This window comes from Arsenicicoccus sp. UBA2120, from assembly GCF_002330965.1.
GTDB lineage: Bacteria > Actinomycetota > Actinomycetes > Actinomycetales > Dermatophilaceae > Arsenicicoccus > Arsenicicoccus bolidensis.
The window spans coordinates 1-21,153 of record NZ_DCYC01000051.1 but is presented as its reverse complement, the minus strand read 5'-3'; the positions used below and the strand labels follow the sequence as shown (position 1 = coordinate 21,153).

Genomic DNA, 21,153 nt, shown 5'->3' with positions numbered 1-21,153 from the left:
GCCTGCTCATCGCCGGCGGACTCACCCCATAAACCCACACTCAGGTCGGAAGAGCCGCTTTCAGCGTCGGCAGCAGTTCTGTCACGACCTCGCTGGATGCCACGCACCAGACAGCGAGTGCCCACTCGGCCATCCCCAGCTCGTCGTCAACCGCTTCGCGTTGCTCCTTCCACCAACGAGCATTGCTCTGGTTAGCACGCGACTGCGCCAACAGTTCGGACGGATCCGCCGCCGTGCCGAACGGCGTCGAGCCAGGCCTCCTCGTGTACCCCTCTCGGAAAGGCGAGGCCGCGCCGATGATTGCGATCTCCGAAGCGAGCCAGCATCGACGGGCATGCGAGTAAAGCGCCGCCGCTGACTCGGACCAGGGGAAAGTGCTGCCCTTGTGCCCAGCCTTGAAAGCTCGCTTCTTGGCGATCTCCGAGTACTCGGAACCTGCTCGCCCGAGCTGCTTGAGCGCCTCGCTCCTCCGCCTGGCTGATTGCTCATCGCCGTCGCCGAAAGCACTCGCAGAGCTGGCCAAGAACCCTCGCGGCGACAGTGCGACTGCGACTTGCGCGGGAAACGACCGCGTCGAGGTGACGTCGGGGCATTCCCCGTCCAGCACAGCGTCAAGTAGCGCCGACTCCAGCTCGCCTCCCGGTTTGGGGACGAGCCCGGTACTGAGGATGAGTTCGGCCGTCCCAGGGCTGAGCTCGACTTTCTCAAATGCTGCTGGCTTCCCCGCGCCGGCTTCGCAATCGCCGCCGAGTTTGAACCAGGAATCCTGCTGAGGAGTGCCGATGGCCGCCGCTGTCTGCTCGCACCACCAGGCGTCGAAGTCACCTCGGCGGCCGAGCAGCTCGCGCAGGACACGGACCCGCTGATGATTGTCGCCGTCACCTGGATCCTGACGGATCAAGGACGTGAGCCTGGCCCAAGTGGGGTCTGGGCCGTCTTCTTCCGGCAAATCAGGCATCTCCGGGAGCGCGACGATGTCATGACGGTCCAGAGCCGACAGCAGCACCTCGCACCCCACATCGGAGCAGACGGCCGCGATCACCTTGCGCGCTTCCCGTGGGCGGCGTAGGAACACGCCATCGGTGAGCAACGCCCATGCCGCAAGGAAGGACGCGGGGGTTGCGCTTGTCTTGAGCTCCTCCTCAATCCCGGCCGTGAGTGCGTAGATCTCGTGGCCCTTCGCATTTCCGCCGTAGAACCGCACTGTGTTGAGCCAGAAGGGCCGCCTGAGCAACTCACGTAGGACGTCGGCGCGGTCGAAGTCTTTCGAGCCCTCGCCCGCGTACAGGTAGAGGAACCGTGCGGCGAAGTACTCGCGCAGTGAGAGGACCTCGAACTCGTAGGTCCCATCAACCTTGCTGGTCAAGGCCCACAAGCGGTCGCTGGCCCCCTCGAAGAGTTGGTCCACGATGGACTCACGATTGCCGTAAGTTCGCTGGAAGTGCTGCATGGCCGCCTTGAGTTCATCGACACTCATCCGGCCGTTGATCTGTGAGTCCTCGGTGTGCGCATGGATGTACCATCCCAGGAACGGGATGATCTCGAGCAGTTCCTCTTTGTGCTCCCGGACCGACTTGGGATGCTTGTTGGCCTCTCTGGCCAGTAGGAGGTCGACGTACTTGTCGTATAGGTCGGTCCGTTGGGTGGGAGTGGCCGCACCTTGCTCGTGAAGCAGATCAAGCAGAATCGTCAGCTGCATCGGGTTGCCAGCCAGCTCATTGATGTACGGCTCGCTGCTTTTCTCCTTGAAGCTAGTCCGAAGTGAGCGACCTTCCCTCCCCTGGATACCACGTACCCCGCACCACTTACGCAGATAGGAGTTCCGTTGCTCGACGGTGAGTTGATTCAGGGCCAAGATCTCGAACCGCTGGGGTGACGGCTCGGGGAGTTCACCGGCGCTGGGTCGAGTTGTGACCACTACCTTCGGTGGGTTGGGGCTGGCGCTCCCGCGATCAACGAACTTATCGATCTCTTGGACAACTCTGCGGCGCAGAGTAACGCTGCCAACTTCGTCGAGACCGTCCAACATGACGAGGCTGGGCACGCGATCAAAGATGTCCTGCACAGTCTGCGCCCCCACGGTGAGACCACCACTCTCGTGAGCAAGGAGGTCAGCAATGAAGCACTCAACCGTCGCCTCCCGACCCCGCGGTGCTCTCTTCTTGCGCAGGCTACCGCTCTCGGGGTTGTCCCACGGGTCCATGCCCCCGAGCCAGAGCGCATAGTCGCTCAGGTCCAGGCGTACAGGGAAGCGCGGATGCTCAAGCTTCGGCAAGGAATCGAGCGCTTGCCCCTCGGGAACGAACGAGTTGCGGTGTACTTGGCACACGTACTGGCTGAGGGTCGACTTGCCTTGCCCCGGCGCGCCACGAACGAGAGTGCAAAGTGCTGGGTCCTCCAACAGGTATGTGGCGGCTCCACCGACGCTGCCAAGCGTCTGTGAACCCTTCCCCAAACTGTGCACGCGCCTCGGCGATCCCGCATCTGCCAGGACAGGAACCCCATGACCCCGACCAGCACACCTTCCACACCCCCCACAGCGACCTCAGCCGCCGCGGCGTCCGGCTCGCGGCCCGGGCCCACGGCCGGCCCGCACTCGGTCCACGCCAGCCGGAACCTGCGCCGACGGCGCGGACTGACCGAAGAAGCAGCGATCGCCGCGATCGACCAAGCCTGCCGCCGCCTGCGCCTCCCCACCGTGCGCGCCGTCGTCGACGAAGCCCTCGCCGTCGCGACGAAAGAACAGCTCACCTACCAAGGCTTCCTCGCCGAGCTCCTCCTGGCCGAGGTCGACGACCGCGACCGCCGCTCCAGCGCACGCCGGGTCAAAGCAGCCGGGTTCCCCCGCGACAAGTGGCTCGCCGACTTCGACTTCACCGCCAACCCCGCGATCAACCCCGCCACCATCCACGAACTCGCCACCGGCGACTGGATCCGCCGCGGCGACCCCCTGTGCCTCATCGGGGACTCCGGCACCGGCAAGTCCCACCTGCTCATCGGCCTGGGAACCGCGGCCGCCGAACAGGGCTACCGGGTCCGCTACACCCTCGCCACCAGGCTGGTGAACGAGCTCGTCGAAGCCGCCGACGACAAACAGCTCGCCAAGACCATCGCCCGCTACGGCCGCGTCGACCTCCTGCTCATCGACGAGCTCGGCTACATGGAACTCGACCGACGCGGCGCCGAGCTCCTCTTCCAAGTCCTCACCGAACGCGAAGAGAAGAACGCCATCGCCATCGCCTCCAACCAGTCCTTCTCCGGCTGGACCGACACCTTCACCGACCCCCGCCTGTGCGCAGCCATCGTCGACCGCCTCACCTACAACGGCACCATCATCGAAACCGGCACCCACTCCTACCGACTCGCCCACACCCGCGCACGCAATCAGGTCGGCTGACACCGCCCACTCCCCGCTGGCGGTAGCCGCCGCGGGGCGGCTACCGCCCCCGTGGGTCTGACCAGCCGGGGCGGGGGCTCGCCGTACCCGTCTCCAACACGACTGGCCCCCCGTATGGGGCCTTCACGTGCATCAAATCTGTCAGTGCGCGAGCCCTGCGCGACGTGTGCCGCCGGCACCATCGACCGACCGCACACGACGCGCAGGGGCGGGTCATTCCTTCCCATCGAGGGCGGCTCTGCGGTGGCGCCATTCCGTCTCGTCGATGTCGCCCCGGGCGTACCGCTCGTCGAGGACGGCCAACGCGGTCGACGTGGCGGTGGCCGTGGCTCGCTCGCCGGGCGCGGTCACCAACCAGTAGACGAGCGCGGCGATCCCGCCCCAGAACAGGAGCATCATCGTCATCATGAATACCCAGCCCCAGGACATCTCGTGAAACATCGTGGTGAACATGGCCTCTCCTTCCGGTCGACGGGCGTGTCGATGGACCTATCGAATGCGTTGCAGGTGGAGTTCGTACCGGGACCGTATGAAGAACTGCTCAAGATCGGTCCGAGCATGTTGGCCACCACTCGAGCTCCGGCCACACTGGCGCCATGACCACCGAACCGACCAGCACCCGCGTCCTCGTCGTCGAGGACGAACCCGTTCTCGCGGGAACGGTGGTGAACTATCTGTCGCGAGCCGGGATGGAGGCCCGATCGATTGGTGACGGGCTCAGCGCCGTGGAGGTTGCCAGGTCTTGGTCGCCTGAGGTGATCGTCCTCGACCTGGGGCTTCCGGGCCTGGACGGGGTTGAGGTGTGCCGTCAGGTGCGGACCTTCACGGACTGTTACGTGTTGATGCTCACGGCACGGACGGACGAGGTCGACACCCTGGTGGGCCTGTCGGTCGGGGCGGACGACTACATGACGAAGCCGTTCAGCGCGCGTGAGCTCGTGGCGCGGGTTCAGGTGCTGCTGAGGAGGCCACGCGCCGCGTCATCGGGCCGTTCTGTCGGGCAGGCTCGCCGGGTATTCGGCGAGCTGATCCTCGATCCGGGGGCCCGCGAGGTCACCGTCGCGGGATCCGAGGTGGGTCTGACCCGAACGGAGTTCGACGTGCTGGACGCGTTGTCTGCGCGACCGAATCTCGTGTGGAACCGTCGGCAGCTCATCGACGAGATCTGGGGTGTCGACTGGGTCGGGGACGAGCACCTCGTCGATGTCCACGTCGCTCACCTGCGGAGGAAACTGGGCGACGATTCCGCAAACTCTCGCTTTGTGCGGACGGTGCGCGGCGTGGGCTACCGGATGGGGCAGGGCTAGTGGCGCCGGTCCGGCCGGGGCGCCGGGCCATGCCCCTGTCCCGACGGCTCGTCATGGCTCAGGGGGTCGTGGTCGCGGCGATGGCGTTGTCGGTCGTCGTCGTGGCCGCACTGGTCGCGCCGCCGCTGTTCGACCTGCACATGCGCGAGGCGGGCCACGATAAGCAGCCAGGTGTTCTCGACCATGCTGAGACGGCCTTTCGTGATGCCGGTGTGGTCGGTCTCGGCGCCGGCGTCATCATCGCGGTTCTTGGCGCGGTCGTCGTCAGCGGGCTGCTGACCCGCGGGCTGGGCCGGCACCTCGACGCCCTCGTAGATGGCGCCGAGCGGGTCGGGCATGGGGTGTACAACCAGCCGGTGCCGGCTGTGGGGGGTAGCCGAGAGCTCGATGCCGTCACGGAGGCCTTCAACGACATGGCGGAACGGATCGCGGCCTCGGAGCAGGCACGGCGCCGGATGCTCACCGACTTGGCCCACGAGATGCGGACACCGATCGCGAGCCTGCGGGTGACGGTGGAGGCGCTCGAGGACGGCTTCGTCGACCTCGACGAGCACACCGTGTCGGTCTTTCACGACCAGCTGAGCCGTCTGACCCGACTCGCCTCGGACATCAAGGACGTGTCCGCCGCGGAGGAGGGACGCCTGGACCTGCACCGGGAGCTCGTCGACCTGAGCGAGGTCCTCGCGGCCTCGGGGCGCGCCTTCGGCCCCCAGTACACCGACGCCGGGGTCGTCCTCGACATCGACAGCGGTACGGCATCCGGCCGCCGTGCGCTCGTGCGTGCCGATCGTGCCCGGGTCGGTCAGGTCGTCGACAACCTGCTGCGCAATGCCTTGCAGCACACTCCCTCGGGTGGTCAGGTCAACGCCAGCGCCGACATCCCCGCCGATGCCGGTGAGTGGGTGCGGATCGTCGTGAAGGACACGGGCATCGGCATCGATGCCCACGATCTGGCGCATCTGTTCGAGCGGTTCTACCGGGCCGACACGAGCCGCCCCCACGACAGCCAGACGGGCACGGGGGTCGGGTTGTCGATCTCGAGGGCCATCGCCGTCGCCCACGGCGGCACCTTGACCGCGCACAGCCGGGGTCCGGGCCACGGCGCGACCTTCGTGCTGACCCTGCCGGCCGCGGCAGTTGGTTCGTAGCGTGCGCGCCGTCGCGGTCTTCATCGTTTCTTCGTCCCACGACGACGAGACCCCCGGCACGGCAGCCAGAGGGTAGGGACACCGCTTCGGCGAATCCACCCGCTCCTCGAAGGAGAGCACGATGCAGACCTCGACCCGTCACATGCTTCTCATGTTCGCCCCCGCCGTCGTCATCGCCGGTGTGCTGCTCGCGCTCGGGCGGCCCGTCTCCGACGCGATCATCACCGCCCTGGTCCTGAGCTGCCCACTGCACATGGTCATGATGATCATGGGCGGCCACCAGCACGGCCACCCGTCGACATCCGGACCGGCCGACGCAGCCCGTGAGGGTGCGTCCACCGACGTGCGCGGTTCGCACCTGCCGCACACGCACTGACCACTGCCGACCGGCTCGGCACCCGCTGCTTCCGGCCCCAGGACACCTGCCCGGGGGCCGGCAGCGGCGTCCCCGTCCCGAAGGGGTCCGGCGATCTTCATCGAACCTTCATGACAAGCCCAGGGGAACGTGAACACCTGCCCTCCACGGTGATGACATGACCGCACTCACTCGTCGCCAGATCCTCGCCGGTGGCTTCGGCCTCGCTAGCCTCGGAGCCCTCGCCGCCTGCTCGTCGGGCTCGTCGATGGGCGACATGCCCGGCATGGGCGGCGCGACGACGAGCAGCGCGAGCACCGGGCACGCCATGGGCGCCATCCCCACCGCGACGCCCCTGACCCCCAAGCCCGGCCAGAAGGTCGTCACCGCCACCCTTCGTCCGCGCCCCGTGACGCTCGACCTCGGCGGCATCCACGCGAACACCTGGGCGTACACCGACGAGCTCGGCACCGCCCCCTTCCGTGCCTCCGCGGGCGACCTGCTGCGCATCACCGTCGACAACCAGCTGCCCAGCGACACGAGCGTCCACTGGCACGGCATCCGGGTCCGCAACGTCGCCGACGGCGTGCCCGGCGTCACCCAGCAGCCCATCGCGAAGGGCGCGCGCTACCTGTACGAGTTCGAGGCCCCCGACGCGGGCACCTACTTCTTCCACCCGCACACCGGCGTCCAGATCGACCGCGGCCTGTACGCACCACTCGTCATCGACGACCCCAAGGACAAGGGCGGCTACGACGCCGAGTGGGTCGTCGTCCTCGACGACTGGACCGACGGCATCCCCGGCGGGAAGAACCCCGACACGATCCTCGCCGACTTCCAGGCCAAGACCGGCCCGATCTCGACGGGCATGAACCACGACATGTCCGGCATGGACCACGGCATGGCCTCCCCGCTCGGGGACGCGGGCGACATCGCGTACCCGCACTACCTGATCAACGGGCGGATCCCCGCCGCCCCCAGGACCTTCACCGCCAAGCCCGGCCAGAAGGTCCGCATCCGGTTCATCAACGCCGGCTCCGACACGATCTTCAAGGTCGCTCTCGGCGGGCACACGATGACGGTGACGCACTCCGACGGCTACGCCGTCCAGCCGCAGGACACCAAGGCCCTGTACATCGCGATGGGAGAGCGCTACGACGTCCTCGTCACCCTCGCCGACGGCGCCTTCCCCCTCGCCGCCGCGCCCGAGGGAAAGAAGGGCACACCCGCCCTCGCCGTGGTCCGCACGGGTGCCGGTACAGCCCCAACCCCATCGACCCCGGTCTCCGAGCTTGCCGGTGCCGCTCTCGTCGGGACCTCGCTAACCGCGGCCGACGCCGCGAAGCTGTCCTCGAAGGACCCCGCCCGCACGGTCGATGTCCAGCTCAACGGGCAGATGAAGCCCTACGCGTGGGGCATCAACGGCAAAAAGTTCGGCGAGGACACACCCATGCAGGTGCGCGAGGGAGAGCGGCTGCGGATGCGGATGACGAACATGACGATGATGGCCCACCCCATGCACATCCACGGCCACACCTGGGCCCTGCCCGCCAGCGGCGGGCTGCGCAAGGACACCGTCCTCGTCCTGCCCATGCAGACCGTCGAGGCCGACCTGCAAGCCGACAACCCCGGCACGTGGATGTACCACTGCCACAACATCTACCACGCAGAGCTCGGCATGATGACCAGTCTTCGCTACGCCTGAGGCCCACCCAGCCCCCGGCCCCGACCCTGCGATCGGGCCGACCCACCGCTCACGAAAGACATCCGGATCATGCCCCGACACCTCGCCCTCGCGCTCACGGCTGCTGTGCCCGTGGTTGCGCTCGTCACGGCGTGCGGCGGCTCGGCCGACCCCGGCTCGACCGCCCCGACGACATCGACATCCGTGCAGGGCGCCGCTCCGCCGACCTCGGCGGAGCGCCCGGCTGGTTCGTCCGGTACGCAGCCAGCTGCTGCGGCAACCAGCGGTGGGACCGGTGCGTCGACCGCACCGACGGCCGCGGTGCCCGTCCGGGCCCCGCAGGGCGCACTGCCCGGCGAGCACGTCCACGGGCTCACGCGTGCCGGCGACGGCACGATCCTGCTCGCCACTCACGACGGCGCCTACCGGGGGACGCCCGGCGGTTGGGAGAAGGTGTCGCCGTCGGTCGACCTCATGGGCTTCGTCGCGGTCGGTCCGACGCTCTATGCCTCGGGCCACCCCGGACAGGGCTCCGACCTGCCGAACCCGGTCGGGCTCCTGCAGTCGACGGACCAGGGGAAGACATGGACGTCGATGTCGCGGGCCGGTGAGTCGGACTTCCACGCGCTCGGCGCGGGCAAGGGCCTCATCGCAGGCTTCGACGGCCGGCTGCGCATCAGCACCGACGCGAAGTCCTGGACCGACGTTCAGATCCCCGCAGCACCCTTCGGGCTGGCGGTCTCGCCCGACGGCACGAGGATCATCGCCACGACCCGACAGGGCGCCCTGACCAGCACCGACCGAGGCGCGACGTGGGCCGAGGCATCAGGAACCCAACCGGCCCTGGCCGGGTTCGCGTCCGACGGCATGGTGTACGGGCTCGCTTCCGACGGCGCCCTCACCGCCAGCCACGACGGCGGCACCACCTGGGCGGCGACCGGTGTCACGGTCTCCCAGCCGGTCGCCTTCGCCGTCACCGCGTCCGGCGAGATCCTCGTCGCCACCGCCCAGGGCGTCGTCTCCTCGACCGACGGTGGAAAGACGACCCACCCTGCCTGACGCCGCTCCACCCCGATCGCCGCGGACCGACGTGCGCTCCGGCCCGCCATCCCACCTCACCCCAAGGACGCTCATGACCTCGCGCTCTCGCCGAACCGCCCTCACGATCGCTCTCGCCGCACCCGTGCTCGCGCTCCTGGCCGCCTGCGGTGGCACGAACGGACCCGGCTCCACCTCGTCGACCATCGGATCGCCGACGTCACCGGCATCGTCGACGGCTGCCGCAGCCTCCGCCTCGACGACCATGTCCATGCCGCTGTCCTCATCCGACTCGACGGGCCCGTCGGGCACGACCTCGTCCACCCCCGCGTCGCCGGCGTCGAAGACCGGGCTGACCGGGTCGATCTGGGTCGCGGACGAGAAGGGATCGAGCCTGAGCGTCATCGACGCGGCGACGCTGAAGGTCGCCTCGACGGTGACCGGCGTCCCCGGTCCGCACAACGTCCAGGCCATGACCTCGATGCCGATGATCTGGGCGACGAGCAGCAGCAGCGGCGGATCGGCCGTCATGCTCGACGCCGCGTCCCTCGCGCAGCACGGCGTCGTCAAGGTCGGGTCCCACCCGGCGCACGTCGTCGCCAGCGCGGACGGCATGACCGCGTACGTGTCGAACTCCGGTGACGGCACCATCTCCGTCATCGACGCCATGCAGATGAAGGTCGTCGCGACCATCCCTGTCGGCCCCAAGGCGCACGGCATGCGGCTCAGCCCGGACGGCAAGACCCTCGTCGTCGCCGACATGGGCCGCACCACTCTGAGCGTCATCGACACCGCCTCCCGGAAGGTGGCCGGCACCGTCGAGGTCGGCAAGGCACCCGCCCAGGTCGCCTTCTCCCCCGACGGGAGGTTCGTGTACGCGTCCCTGAGCGGCGAGAACAAGCTCGCGAAGGTCGACCTGGCCTCCCGCACGCTCGTCGGTACGGTCCCGGTCGGCCCCGGCCCCATCCAGACCTTCGTCACCCCCGACGACCGGTACGTCCTCGTCGCGAACCAGGGCACGCAGGACAAGCCGGGCGACACCGTCTCGGTCGTCGACACGAAGACCCTCACCGTGACGAAGACGATCACGACAGGGAAGGGCGCCCACGGCATCGTGATCGCCCCGAACGGTCGCTACGCCTTCGTCACGAACACCTACGCCGACTCCGTCTCCGCGATCGACCTCACGACCCTCGCCGTCACCGCCACGATCCCCGTCAAGGCCGGCCCCAACGGCATCAGCTACTCCAGCACCGTCGTCACGCCCCGCCCCGACGTCGCCGTGACGATGGCCCCTGGCAATAACGGACACGACGGCCACCACTGACGCGAAATACCCCCATGGGGTATCCGGTTGACACGGGTACTCACGCGACCAAGGAGCGGTCATGACCAGCCACGACCACGAGAACGACCCAGACGCGACGTCCCTGATGACGGATGAGGGGTCGGGGCGCGGACGCTACACCTGCCCGATGCACCCGGACGTCCCCCGCGACGTTCCCGGCCGGTGCCCCCGATGCGGCATGAACCTCGTCGCCGCCAGCGCCGACGACGCGGCCGGAGACGGCGACGCATCCCATGAGCACCACCACGGTGCCAGCGCTCCTCAGCCCACGGACCACGGCGACGCAGCCACGCAGACTCCGCCGTCCGCCGGGAGTCCGGCCATAACCGCGGACGTGGAGTACACGTGCCCGATGCACCCCGAGATCCGGCGTGACGCACCTGGCTCGTGCCCGATCTGCGGGATGGCCCTCGAGCCCGTCACCGTGAGCCTCGACGACGGCCCCAGCCCCGAGCTACGCGACATGACGCGCCGGCTGTGGGTGGCGGCCCCGCTGTCCCTGGTCATCCTGGTCGTCGCGATGGCCCCGCACCTGCTCGCCGGCCCATCGATGCTCATGGAGGGGCGTACCTGGCAGTGGGTCCAGCTCGCCCTGTCCGTCCCCGCTGTGTGGTGGGCCGGCTGGCCCTTCTTCGTTCGGGGCGTCGCCTCGGTGCGGGCCCGCTCGCTCAACATGTTCACCCTGGTCGCCCTCGGCGTGTCCATGGCGTGGCTCTATAGCGTCGTCGCCGTCCTCGCGCCGGGCCTCTTCCCACCCACCCTGCGTCAGGTGGACGGCACCATCGGTGTGTACTTCGAGGCCGCCGCCGTCATCGTCGCCCTTGTCCTCGTCGGCCAGGTCCTCGAGCTGCGCGCCCGGGAGAAGACCTCCGGCGCCATCCGCGCCCTCCTCGAGCTGGCCCCCGCCACCGCGCGCCGGGTCGGCCCCGACGGCACCGAGGTTGAGGTCGCCATCGACGAGCTCCATACCGGTGACCAGGTCCGTGTCCGCCCCGGCGAGAAGGTCCCCGTCGACGGAATCGTCGCCAGCGGAGCCGCCTTCGTCGACGAGTCCATGATCACCGGTGAGCCCGTCCCCGTCGAGAAGTCGACCGGCGAAGCTGTCGTCGGCGGGACGATCGCCCAGGGCGGCTCCCTCGTCATCGAGGCCACCGGCCTCGGGGCCGACTCCGTCCTGTCCCGCATCGTCGCCATGGTCGCCCAGGCCCAGCGCTCTCGCGCACCGATCCAGGGCCTCGCCGACCGCGTCGCCGCCTGGTTCGTTCCCGCCGTGATCCTCGTGGCCGTGGCCTCGTTCGTCGTCTGGCTGCTCGTCGGCCCCCAGCCGCGCCTGACCTACGCGATCGTCGTCGCCGTATCCGTCCTGATCATCGCGTGCCCATGCGCCCTCGGCCTCGCCACCCCCATGTCGGTCATGGTCGGCGTCGGGCGTGGAGCCAGTGAGGGCGTCCTCGTGAAGAACGCCGCGGCCCTGGAACGCATGGAGAAGGTCGACACCGTTGTCGTCGACAAGACCGGCACCCTCACCCGAGGTCGCCCCTCCCTCACCACGACCCTCTCCCTGACCGGCATGGCCCCCGAGCGAGCCCTCGGGCTCGCTGCGGCCGCCGAGGCCGGGTCCGAGCACCCCCTCGCCCGCGCCATCGCCACGGCAGCGCCCACGCCCGCCCACCCCCTGCTCGTCACAGACTTCACCGCCCACCCCGGCGGCGGCGTCACAGCAAGCGTCGACGGAAACGCCGTGACCCTCGGTAGCCCGGCCTTCCTCGCCACCCGTGGCATCGACACTGTCGACATCACCAACCAGATCGAGCAGCTCCGCTCCACCGGAGCCACCGTCGTGGCCTTCGCTGTCGACGGCATCACCGCAGCCCTGTTTGCCATCGAAGACGAGATCAAGGACACGACACCCCAGGCCATCACCCAGCTCCACGACCAGGGCCTGCGCGTGGTCATGCTCACCGGCGACAATGCCACCACCGCCCGCGCCGTCGCCGCCCGCCTCGGCATCGACGAGGTCGAGGCCGACGTCCTGCCCGACCAGAAGCACGAGGTCGTCCGACGCCTCCAGGGCGCCGGCCACGTCGTCGCCATGGCCGGAGACGGCGTCAACGACGCACCCGCCCTCGCCGCCGCCGATGTCGGCATCGCCATGGGCACCGGCACCGACATCGCCATCGAGTCTGCCGGACTGACCCTGCTCGGCGGCGACCTCACCGGCATCGTCCGCGCCCGCCAGCTCTCCAGAGCCACCATGCGCAACATCCGCCAGAACCTCGTCTTCGCCTTCGTCTACAACGTCGTCGGCATCCCCCTCGCCGCCGGCATCCTCTACCCCACCCTCGGCTGGCTCCTCTCTCCGATCATCGCCGCCGCCGCCATGGCCCTATCCTCCGTCAGCGTCATCACGAACGCACTGCGCCTCCGGAGGGTCCGCTGACGCCCCTCACCAGGCCGTCGAGCACAACGCAGGGGGTCACGCACCCGACTCAAGCCGCGCTACAACCAATGAAGTCCGGATCCCGTCCCCCCGCAACTCAGCCCCGGGGCACGTTGCCCGCGCGAAGCGCGGGGCGGGATCTCGCCGCTCATCGCGAACAATCAGCGCGTCGGGATCGCACCCGTCACCGACTGAGCCACGAGACACAGGCGCATCCCGTGGGTCCTGCTGTCTCTCAGGTGGGGCCGAATCACACCGTCATTGCGGGGCCAATTCGGCTTGACATAGCCAACCTAGGCTGGCCCGAAGTCCAGAGCGGCGCGGTAGGCGTCGATGAAGGTTGCGACGCCATTAGGGAAAGTCGCCTCGCCGCAGGCCGCCCCGGCGGGCATGCCGAACAGGTGGCGGGTCCACGCGCGAAGCGGGAGCGAGAGATGGACGAGGCACGACGGGTGTTCGGTCTCCCACCCGCGAAGAAGCCTGCACGCGAGCTCAGGACCTACGGCTTCGGTGGCAGCGTGACGGCTTCTCGCTGACCGTTCCTGTGGCGCGACTCCGCGCGAGGGGTCAAACCACGGGGAGGAAGGCGTTGAGTCGCCGCATCAACTCCTCGGCCCGGTCCAGCGTCGAAGTGGCCAGGGACGCCTTGCCAAGCGCCCCGCGCATCAGGGCACCCGCAGGGGCGTAGTGGTTGAACTGTCCACCGTTGATGCCTTCCGCTGCAAAGTACTCCTGGACTCGACTGGTGAGCCGGTCTCCCTTGGGGATATCGGAGGCGACAACCTTACGGCCCTTCAAAACTCCTTGGTATGACTCGTTGACCAACTTCAGATAGACGGCATCAGTGAAGAGGTCCTCCAGGTCAGCCTCCTGCTTGTTGAGGACTTCGCCCACCTGGACGATCCCCGTGTTCCCAAGACGGCCCAGTTCCTTCAGGCGCTGGATCGTCTTGGCCTCCTTGGGCGAGGAGTCCGTCAGCACCGCAACGTTCATCTTGTTGGCCCCGAAGAGGGAGAGGAAGGAGGGCAACTTCGAGATGCCGCCTCCGGGAGTCACTACCCAGCGGGGATCGAGGCCCTCCCTACCCTGCGACCGCAGCGCTTCGCTGAGGTGGGTCAGGAAGACCACATCGGATGGCCCTTCGACCAGAAGCACGTTGGGCCCCACCCACAGCGTCTGTGTGAGGTCGACTCCCATCGCGGCCATGAGTGGGAACACCGTGTCACTGTCAGCCTTCAGGACGTCTGCCGAGACGGTCGTGCCGCCATCCTCGCGGTCCTCCACCGTGCGTACGCGATGCATCCTCTGCGGGTCGACCATGAACGGCGAGTGCGTCGTGAAGAGCACCTGGTGCCCGGGAGCCAGTCGCTCGTCAAGGAAGCGCAGGAGGTCTGCCTGCGCCTTTGCGTGAAGACTCAGGCCTGGCTCATCGAGCAGGAGGATCAGGGGACGGCTCGACTCCTGCTCGATCTCGGAGAAGTAGGCGAGGAACGAGAAGAACCATACGAAGCCGCGCGAGCGCTCATCGAACGGGACCGTCACGTTGTGCTTCTGGTTGAGCACCCGAATCTGGATCGTCGGCCCTGGGTAGGGACCCGTTGTCGAACTACCTACCCGCAACTGGACGCGCAGGTTCGTGTTCTGCGACCAGTAGGTGAAGACCTCTTCTGTGATCCCGTTGGAGGCGTTCTCCACGTCGCGGATGAGGTGCTCGTCGCTCTCCGGGTTGATGAAGTCCTCCGGCTCGACGCTCGCCAAGTGGAGCAGCGATAGAAAGGCGCGCTCGCCCCGGCTCAGGTCTTCAGCGTCACGGTGGGCGATGAGTTCCTTCACGTTGATCTCGCCCGGCATGGAGTCGTACTCACCGAAGTAGACGAACTTCGGGCGTCGCTGAATCAGGAGGTCGATCACACCCAGCATGGGAGACGACTTCCGCCACTTGGCCACCCGAGCCAGCACCTCGGTTGCCTCGGTGTTCGGGTCCTCCAGTCCCTCCAAGACCTCAACCAGTCCGCTCACCGATTTGGAGCCCTTGGCAGCCTTCTGTGGACCAGCGGGAAGGTCAAGGTCACGCGCGAGATGACGTACGACGGCTTCCTCGTCCAGCCCCACTGCCCAAGTGCTGCTGCCGTCGTAGAGCGTCGTCACCGTGATCGTCCTGGATGACAGCGCGCTCTCACCCATCCAGTCCTCCACCGACTGGACATCGCCGTCATCGAGGAGGTAGGTCAGGGTAGTGACCTTCATTTTCCCCTCGGCCTTCCGCCTCTCGCTCGTGCGCGTCGTGGGATAGTCGAGCCCTTCATCGAAACTGGCACCGTCGTGAGAGTGACTCTTGTTGAGCGCCTGGAGCACCGCTGTCTTGCCGGACTCGTTCTTCCCGACGAGGCAGGTCACGTCCGGCTCGACCTCGAACGCGTCCATCTCCTCGATGCTGCGATACCGACGGATCGCCACCTTCAGCAACTTCATGGTGTACCCCATCCTCTGCGCGAACCTGTTGAGTCGAAGCCTACGGCGGGGGTCCGACAAACTGCGCGGTCCTGGCTCCCGCACTCACGGGGCCAACCCAGTGACTCGCGGTCCCGTGGACAATAGGCTGCAACGCTAGGGACAGAGCCCCGACCACCCTGCATCGTCCCTAGTCAGGGATTCACGGAAGTTCTCTCCACGTCCACCTCACCATCGCCACCGACCCCGGGATGCCTAAGCACGACGTCTGGCGATCCGTGGACATCCTCGAAGGACTCGCCGCGGCCCTGGGAACCCTGGCCGCCGAGGACGACTGTGCCCAGCACGCCCTCGTGCACGTCACCCCCCAGGCCAGGCCCACGCGGTGTACTGACCGGGGGCGTTGATCAATCGGGCCGGTGAATGCGTCGAACGGATTCGACGTGGTCTGCCAGCTCGCCGTCGGTGAGAGGGGGCAGTCGGAGGAACCATCGGTACAGGAGGGGGGCTAGCAGAAGCTCTGTGGCTCGCTCGGGATTGTCGAGTCCGTCGGCAGCAACCACCCGCGCGAACTGCTGCTGCTGGCGCTGAAGAAGGGCGGTGTGGAACTGACGTGCGATCACCTCGTCGCTCTGGACTGCGGCGGCCAGCATCCGTAGCAGCGAGGCTCGCGGTTCTGACGCGAGTTCGGCGCTGGTCGCCTTCAGCGCCTCGAAGAGCTCGGGGTAGCTGCCCGCGGATTCGGACACAGCAGATTCCGTCGCAAGTGCGTCGAACAGGAGTGCATGGATCGATGGCCATGTGCGGTAGAGCGTTTGCTTGCCGACGCCGGCTTCGGCCGCGACGCCTTCCATGGTGAGTGCGTTCGGGCCGCCGCGCTCTGCGAGGCGCAGGACGGCGGAAAGAACGCGAGCGGCGGTGGCAGGGCGGGCCATGCCACCAGTATAGAAACGAGACGCACCGTCTCGTAACGTGCTTGAATGGGCCCATGACAACACCGAAGACCTGGTTCATCACCGGTGCGAGCAGCGGCCTCGGCCTTGCGTTGACCCGACTGGTGCTGGCTGTGGGTGATCGCGTCGTTGCAACGAGCCGGCGGGGCGTGCTCCCTGTGCAGCACCCGTCTCTGAGCGTGGTGCGGCTCAACCCGGCCGACCGGGATGAGTGCCGGCGGGCCATCCTGAAAGGTCACGAGACCGCGGGCTGTCTCGACCTCTTGGTGAACAACGCGGGCTATGGCCTCGTCGGTGCAACTGAGGAGGTCAGCGAGGAGGAGGCGAGGTCCATCCTCGACGTCGACCTTCTCGGCCCCTTGTGGCTCACGCAGGCTGCTCTTCCACTGATGCGCACCCAGGGCAGCGGTCACATCGTTCAGATCTCGTCGACCGGCGGAGTCGGTGCCATGCCCCTGCTCGGGCTCTACAACGCCGCGAAGTGGGGTCTCGAGGGGTTTACCGAATCCTTGGCGGGCGAGGTGAGCTCGATGGGTGTTCGAGTCACCCTCGTTGAGGTTGGTGCCATGAATACCCAGTGGGCGACCTCGGGGATGCAGTTCAGTGCACCAATTCCCGCGTATGACGAGCTGCGCGAACGACTCTTTGGAACCGCCGTCGTGCCATGGCCAAGTGAGCCTGGGGCCACGGGCGGCGGGTCGTCGCCGGAGGCCATCGCCGAGGGGATCCTTGCCCACGTCACAGCACCAGAAGGGCCCCTGCGGCTGGTCCTCGGCGAGGGAGCCGCCGACCAGATCCGCATGGTCCTCGATCAACGCCAGCAGGACTATGCAGGTCAGCCGGGATTCCAGGTCGACCACTGACCGGCGTCGAACAGTCGGCTGCGTTCATCGACTGAGCGGAGTCGTTCAGGCTGGCCCTCAGCGGCGGACCGCTCCACGTTCGCAGTCGCGTCATGTATTGCCCGGAAGGCAGGCCACTTCGGTGGCCTGCCTTCCCGCTCTGAGGAGGACTTATCAGCCACGCCAACGCGGCTCTGACACCACGTCACCGCCTGAAGGTCGCTCGTCTCGTTCTCGAGGACGGGTGGCCGATCAGCGAGGTCGCCGCCCGCTTCCAGGTGTCCTGGCCGACCGTGAAGCGATGGGTTGACCGCTACCGGGCCGGCGAGTCCATGCAGGACCGGTCGTCACGCCCAAGATCGTCGCCGAACAAGACCGCGAAGACGGTGTCAAAGCGGTGCGTGAGCCTACGAATGCGACTGCGGGAAGGACCCGTTCAGCTCGCTTCCCGACTCGACATCGCACCCTCCACCGTGCATCGCATCCTCACCACGGCGCGCCTGAACCGGCTGTCCTACGTCGACCGGGCCACCGGTGAACCCGTCCGCCGGTACGAGCACCCCCACCCCGGGGGGACTGCTGCACGGATAGGTGACATCTGATCTGTGGCGTCGAGGGACGCTGCTGGAAGGATGGACACCGTGCCCAAGCCCTACCCCAAAGAGTTTCGTGACGATGTCGTGCGGGTCGCTCGCAACCGTGAGCCGGGTCAGCAGTTGAAGCAGATTGCTGCTGACTTCGGGATCAGCGAGTCGTGCCTGACCAACTGGCTCAAACGCGCCGACGTCGAGGACGGCACCGCGCCGGCCGTGACGAGTGAGCAGGCAGCCGAGCTGCGTGAGCTCAAGCGCCGTAACCGATTGCTGGAGCAAGAGAACGAGGTGTTGCGGCGCGCGGCGGCGTACTTGTCGCAGGCGAACCTCCCCCGAAAATGATGTTCTCGCTCGTCCGCGAGCTGGCTGGCAAGGGAGCCCGGATCCGGGTGCCTGTGTCGGTGACGTGCCGGGTGCTGAAGTTGTGTCGTACGCAGTACTACCGGTGGCTCACGTCCCCGGTCACCGCCTCCGAGCTGGCCTGGGCGCATCGCGCGAACGCGTTGTTCGACGCCCACCGTGATGACCCCGCCTTCGGGTACCGATACCTCCACGAGGAAGCCGCCGACGCCGGGAAGGGCATGTCGGCTCGCACGGCGTGGCGGATCTGCTCAGCGAACGCCTGGTGGTCGATCTTCGGGAAGAAGCGCTCGGCTCGGCCCGTCCGCGGCCCGGACCACCGGTGCACGATGACCGGCTCGCGGTCGAGGGCGAGGCGGGCCGCGTCCGCCACGACTTCACCAGCGCGGCGGCACCGAATCGGGTGTGGCTGACCGACATTACTGAGCACTGGACCGGTGAGGGCAAGCTGTACCTCTGCGCGATCAAGGACGCCTGCTCCGGGCGGATCGTGGGCTACAGCATCGACTCACGGATGACGTCGCACCTGGCTGTCACGGCGTTGAACTCAGCCGTCGCGCGCCGCGCCGCTGACGGCGTCGATGTGGCCGGGGGCATCGTGCACAGCGACCGAGGCTCGCAATCTCGAAGTCGAAGATTCGTCCACCGCCTGGGCCGCCACCAGCTCGTCGGGTCCATGGGACGGGTCGGTGCCTGCCTGTTAACCGGCTAATCGCGTCGGGTGAGGTCGCTGACCTGCGTGTTCGGGCGTAGGGATGAGGCATGAGTGGTGTTGCGGCAGTAGTCCTGGTGCGTGACGAGGCGCGGTCGTGGCGGTTGACCAGCTCGGACCCGCGGGTGGTCGCGGACGCTAACGCGTATCTGGGGTATCTGGCAGATCGGGGCTACTCACCCGCGACGATCCGCACGTACGGGTACGGGTTGCTGGCCTTCACCCGCTGGCTGGCCGCGACGGGCCGCTCGGTCGAGCAGGTCGACACCAACGCCGTCCTCGCGTTCTTGTCCGCGTGCCGCGACGAGCACGTCGCGGGGCGGGCGGGCCCGAACGTGGTGGATCTGAACGGGCAACGTGTCGATCGCCTGGCCCCGTCCTCGATCAACCTGCGCCTGGCCGCAGTCAGTGGCCTGTACGAGTTCCTCGGCATGCGTGACCCCGCCCGGGTGTCCCCGATCCCCAAGGGCCGCGCCTCGTCGTGGTTCGCGCCAGGGGAACGCTCGGGCCTGCTCGGTCACACGAAACGCCGCCCTGCACCGCGTTCGCGTCTTCGGGTGCGTACCCCGCGACGACTTCCCCGCGCCATGTCCGCGGCCGAGTGCACGGCCCTGCTGGACAGCCTGCACTCGCGGCGGGACCTGGCCATGGCCGGTCTGATGCTGTACTGCGGGCTGCGTTCGTGCGAGGTGTTGTCCCTGGCCGTGACCGATGTCGACATCGGCGGCCGGTGGCTGACGGTGCATGGCAAAGGCGCCAAGGACCGTCGAGTTCCCCTGGACGAGGACGTCGCCGCGATGATCAACGCCTACCTGCTCACCGAACGCCCCGACACGACCACGTCCGCGTTGTTCGTCGTCGCCAAGGGGGCCAACCGTGGCCGTCCGTTGACACCGGCCGGCCTGCGATCGGTGTTCCGTTACCACCGCGCGACCGCGGACGTTCCCGCCGCAGCACCCCACGCCTTTCGACACACCTTCGGGACAGCTTTGGCCCAAGCCGGTGTCGACCTGGCTGTGATGCAAGCCCTCCTCGGGCACGCCCACGTCGACACCACTGCCCGGTACATCCACCTGGCACCCACCCACGTGAAAGCCGAATACGATGCCGCCCGCAGCCGCGCACGCCACACCTGACCCCACCGACCGCCCCGGCGCAAGCCCGGCAAACGCGTGTCCCGCCGGCACGGCGAACGAACCGGCGGCTGTGGTGCTCGCTGCGTACGAGGAGCACCTCGCCGCGACCGGGCGGGGCAACCCCGCCTACACGACCGCGGCGCGAGGCTTCCTTCGCCGCTGGCCGCACCCGCTCGACTGGACACTCGAGTCCTTGGACGTGCAGTTGTCCGCCGGGACGGCCACGCGCCCCTTCATCACCTTCCTGCTCGTCACCGGCCGCATCAACCCCGGCTGGGACTACCTGGTGCACCGCAAGCTCTCCTCGATCTGGCGCGACGTGCCCGGCACCCGCATCGGAACCGACCTGCAGGAGTTCATCACCACGGCCCGCGCCCAGGGATACACCCAACGCACCGCGTCGGCCATGGCCAGTCAGGTCCTGGCCAGGTTGCTGTTCGCGACCGGGAAACGTCTGCACGACCTATCCGAGGAGGACTTCGTCGCCCTGGCCATCGCGGGTCGTGATCGTGAACGGGACACCGGGCGGACGTGGAAGCACTACCGCGGGGCCGCGACCGCGACACGGGCCGTGCTGTTCCACATGGGGGTCCTGCCCGCCCTGCCACCGCCCGCGCAGTCGCGCTGGTCCTACGAACGACGCCTCGCAGCAGTGCCGGACCCGATGAAGTCGATCATCATCGCCTACCTGCACCGCAAGGCCGTGACCTGCAAAGAAGGGACCGTGTCCAGCCTGGCGACCCGCCTGACCGGGTTCGCGACCTACGTCACCGGCATCGACGCGACCCTCACCCCGGACCGCCTGGACCGATGCACCCACATCGAACCCTGGATGACATCCCTGACGACCACCCGCAGCACCACCAGCGCAGCGATCATCACCCGCGCGGACCAAGCACGCCGGATCCTGGCCGTCAGCAACTTCCTGTCCGACATCACCGAGTGGGGATGGCCCACCGCCCCCACCCGAAAACTGCTGTACCGCAGCGACATCCCACGCCTTCCTCAACCCCTGCCCCGGTTCCTGGCCCCCGACGCGGACCGGCGACTGCAACAAGCACTCGAGGACTCCCCGAACCGACTCGCAGCCGACGCCCTGCTGCTGCAACGCGCGTGCGGGCTACGCATCGGCGAGCTGCTCGACCTCGAGCTCGACGCCGTCATCGACGTCCCTACTGCCGGGTCCTGGCTCAAGATCCCCCTCGGCAAACTCGACACCGAACGCATGGTCCCCATCGACCCCGACATCCTGGCCCTGCTCGACCGCATCACCGCCACCCGCAGCCCTGGGCGACCCATCCCGCACCCACGCACCGGGCGACCCGCGGACTTCCTGTTCACCGCCCACGGACGCCGACTCGGACAAAATGAACCGCCCCGGGTTCAGTG

General features: G+C 67.9%; 18 protein-coding genes and 1 pseudogene. 15 read left to right on the top strand and 4 right to left on the bottom strand.

The window, feature by feature from the left end; genetic code table 11:
* Nucleotides 1-40: 40 nt before the first annotated feature.
* Nucleotides 41-2,203 (bottom strand): NACHT domain-containing protein, encoded by a 2,163-nt coding sequence (locus tag B2P18_RS07140; protein ID WP_205621900.1) that lies wholly within the window; start codon nucleotides 2,201-2,203, stop codon nucleotides 41-43.
* Nucleotides 2,204-2,635: 432 nt separating this feature from the next.
* On the opposite strand from B2P18_RS07140, the gene istB reads away from it, so the two are divergent.
* Nucleotides 2,636-3,397 carry an IS21-like element helper ATPase IstB gene (gene istB, locus B2P18_RS07135; RefSeq protein WP_029212756.1) on the top strand — a complete coding sequence of 254 codons (762 nt, stop codon included), beginning with the start codon at nucleotides 2,636-2,638 and terminating at the stop codon, nucleotides 3,395-3,397.
* A 213-nt stretch (nucleotides 3,398-3,610) separates the two neighbouring features.
* On the opposite strand, the gene B2P18_RS07130 is transcribed toward istB, so the two are convergent.
* On the bottom strand, nucleotides 3,611-3,850 hold the full coding sequence (locus tag B2P18_RS07130; RefSeq protein WP_019287866.1) for a hypothetical protein: 240 nt from the start codon (nucleotides 3,848-3,850) through the stop codon (nucleotides 3,611-3,613).
* A 143-nt stretch (nucleotides 3,851-3,993) separates the two neighbouring features.
* Here B2P18_RS07130 and B2P18_RS07125 point away from each other — a divergent pair, with 143 nt between their 5' ends.
* From B2P18_RS07125 to B2P18_RS07095, 7 genes are all read left to right on the top strand, one after another.
* Nucleotides 3,994-4,704, top strand: coding sequence for a response regulator transcription factor (locus B2P18_RS07125; RefSeq protein ID WP_019287867.1), 711 nt, complete (start codon nucleotides 3,994-3,996; stop codon nucleotides 4,702-4,704).
* A gap of 53 nt (nucleotides 4,705-4,757) precedes the next feature.
* Nucleotides 4,758-5,852 carry a sensor histidine kinase gene (locus tag B2P18_RS07120; RefSeq protein WP_019287868.1) on the top strand — a complete coding sequence of 365 codons (1,095 nt, stop codon included), beginning with the start codon at nucleotides 4,758-4,760 and terminating at the stop codon, nucleotides 5,850-5,852.
* A 121-nt stretch (nucleotides 5,853-5,973) separates the two neighbouring features.
* Entirely contained in the window at nucleotides 5,974-6,228 is a 255-nt protein-coding gene (locus B2P18_RS07115) for a hypothetical protein (protein ID WP_019287869.1), read from the top strand.
* A gap of 157 nt (nucleotides 6,229-6,385) precedes the next feature.
* Nucleotides 6,386-7,912 (top strand): multicopper oxidase family protein, encoded by a 1,527-nt coding sequence (locus B2P18_RS07110; protein ID WP_019287870.1) that lies wholly within the window; start codon nucleotides 6,386-6,388, stop codon nucleotides 7,910-7,912.
* A gap of 69 nt (nucleotides 7,913-7,981) precedes the next feature.
* Nucleotides 7,982-8,950 carry a F510_1955 family glycosylhydrolase gene (locus tag B2P18_RS07105; protein WP_019287871.1) on the top strand — a complete coding sequence of 323 codons (969 nt, stop codon included), beginning with the start codon at nucleotides 7,982-7,984 and terminating at the stop codon, nucleotides 8,948-8,950.
* Between the two features lie 250 nt (nucleotides 8,951-9,200).
* A complete protein-coding gene (locus tag B2P18_RS07100) occupies nucleotides 9,201-10,256 on the top strand; it encodes a cytochrome D1 domain-containing protein (protein WP_084413011.1) in 1,056 nt (351 codons plus the stop codon).
* A gap of 61 nt (nucleotides 10,257-10,317) precedes the next feature.
* Nucleotides 10,318-12,717, top strand: coding sequence for a copper-transporting P-type ATPase (locus tag B2P18_RS07095; RefSeq protein ID WP_286957562.1), 2,400 nt, complete (start codon nucleotides 10,318-10,320; stop codon nucleotides 12,715-12,717).
* Nucleotides 12,718-13,284: 567 nt separating this feature from the next.
* Here B2P18_RS07095 and B2P18_RS07090 read toward each other — a convergent pair.
* Nucleotides 13,285-15,189 (bottom strand): ATP-dependent nuclease, encoded by a 1,905-nt coding sequence (locus B2P18_RS07090; RefSeq protein ID WP_029212752.1) that lies wholly within the window; start codon nucleotides 15,187-15,189, stop codon nucleotides 13,285-13,287.
* A gap of 230 nt (nucleotides 15,190-15,419) precedes the next feature.
* Here B2P18_RS07090 and B2P18_RS07085 point away from each other — a divergent pair, with 230 nt between their 5' ends.
* Nucleotides 15,420-15,575, top strand: a complete 156-nt coding sequence (locus B2P18_RS07085; RefSeq protein ID WP_019287876.1) for a hypothetical protein — start codon at nucleotides 15,420-15,422, stop codon at nucleotides 15,573-15,575.
* Here B2P18_RS07085 and B2P18_RS07080 read toward each other — a convergent pair whose 3' ends face one another.
* Entirely contained in the window at nucleotides 15,576-16,103 is a 528-nt protein-coding gene (locus tag B2P18_RS07080) for a TetR/AcrR family transcriptional regulator (RefSeq protein ID WP_019287877.1), read from the bottom strand.
* A gap of 53 nt (nucleotides 16,104-16,156) precedes the next feature.
* On the opposite strand from B2P18_RS07080, the gene B2P18_RS07075 reads away from it, so the two are divergent.
* The 6 genes and pseudogenes from B2P18_RS07075 to B2P18_RS07050 all read left to right on the top strand — a co-directional run.
* The gene (locus tag B2P18_RS07075; protein ID WP_019287878.1) at nucleotides 16,157-16,984 is read left to right on the top strand and encodes an SDR family NAD(P)-dependent oxidoreductase; all 828 of its coding nucleotides are present in this window, start codon (nucleotides 16,157-16,159) and stop codon (nucleotides 16,982-16,984) included.
* 152 nt (nucleotides 16,985-17,136) lie between these two features.
* A pseudogene (locus B2P18_RS07070) lies at nucleotides 17,137-17,535 on the top strand (helix-turn-helix domain-containing protein); the annotation flags it as partial.
* A gap of 69 nt (nucleotides 17,536-17,604) precedes the next feature.
* Complete coding sequence (locus B2P18_RS07065) at nucleotides 17,605-17,898, top strand: IS3 family transposase (protein WP_037215733.1); 294 nt, start codon at nucleotides 17,605-17,607, stop codon at nucleotides 17,896-17,898.
* Nucleotides 17,899-18,154: 256 nt separating this feature from the next.
* Nucleotides 18,155-18,628: a DDE-type integrase/transposase/recombinase gene (locus B2P18_RS07060; RefSeq protein ID WP_286957556.1), complete on the top strand. Its 474-nt coding sequence runs from the start codon at nucleotides 18,155-18,157 to the stop codon at nucleotides 18,626-18,628.
* 50 nt (nucleotides 18,629-18,678) lie between these two features.
* Nucleotides 18,679-19,764: a tyrosine-type recombinase/integrase gene (locus tag B2P18_RS07055; RefSeq protein WP_154594527.1), complete on the top strand. Its 1,086-nt coding sequence runs from the start codon at nucleotides 18,679-18,681 to the stop codon at nucleotides 19,762-19,764.
* Between the two features lie 70 nt (nucleotides 19,765-19,834).
* Nucleotides 19,835-21,153 (top strand): tyrosine-type recombinase/integrase (locus B2P18_RS07050; protein ID WP_286957542.1); only part of this gene is annotated, 1,319 nt, incomplete at its 3' end.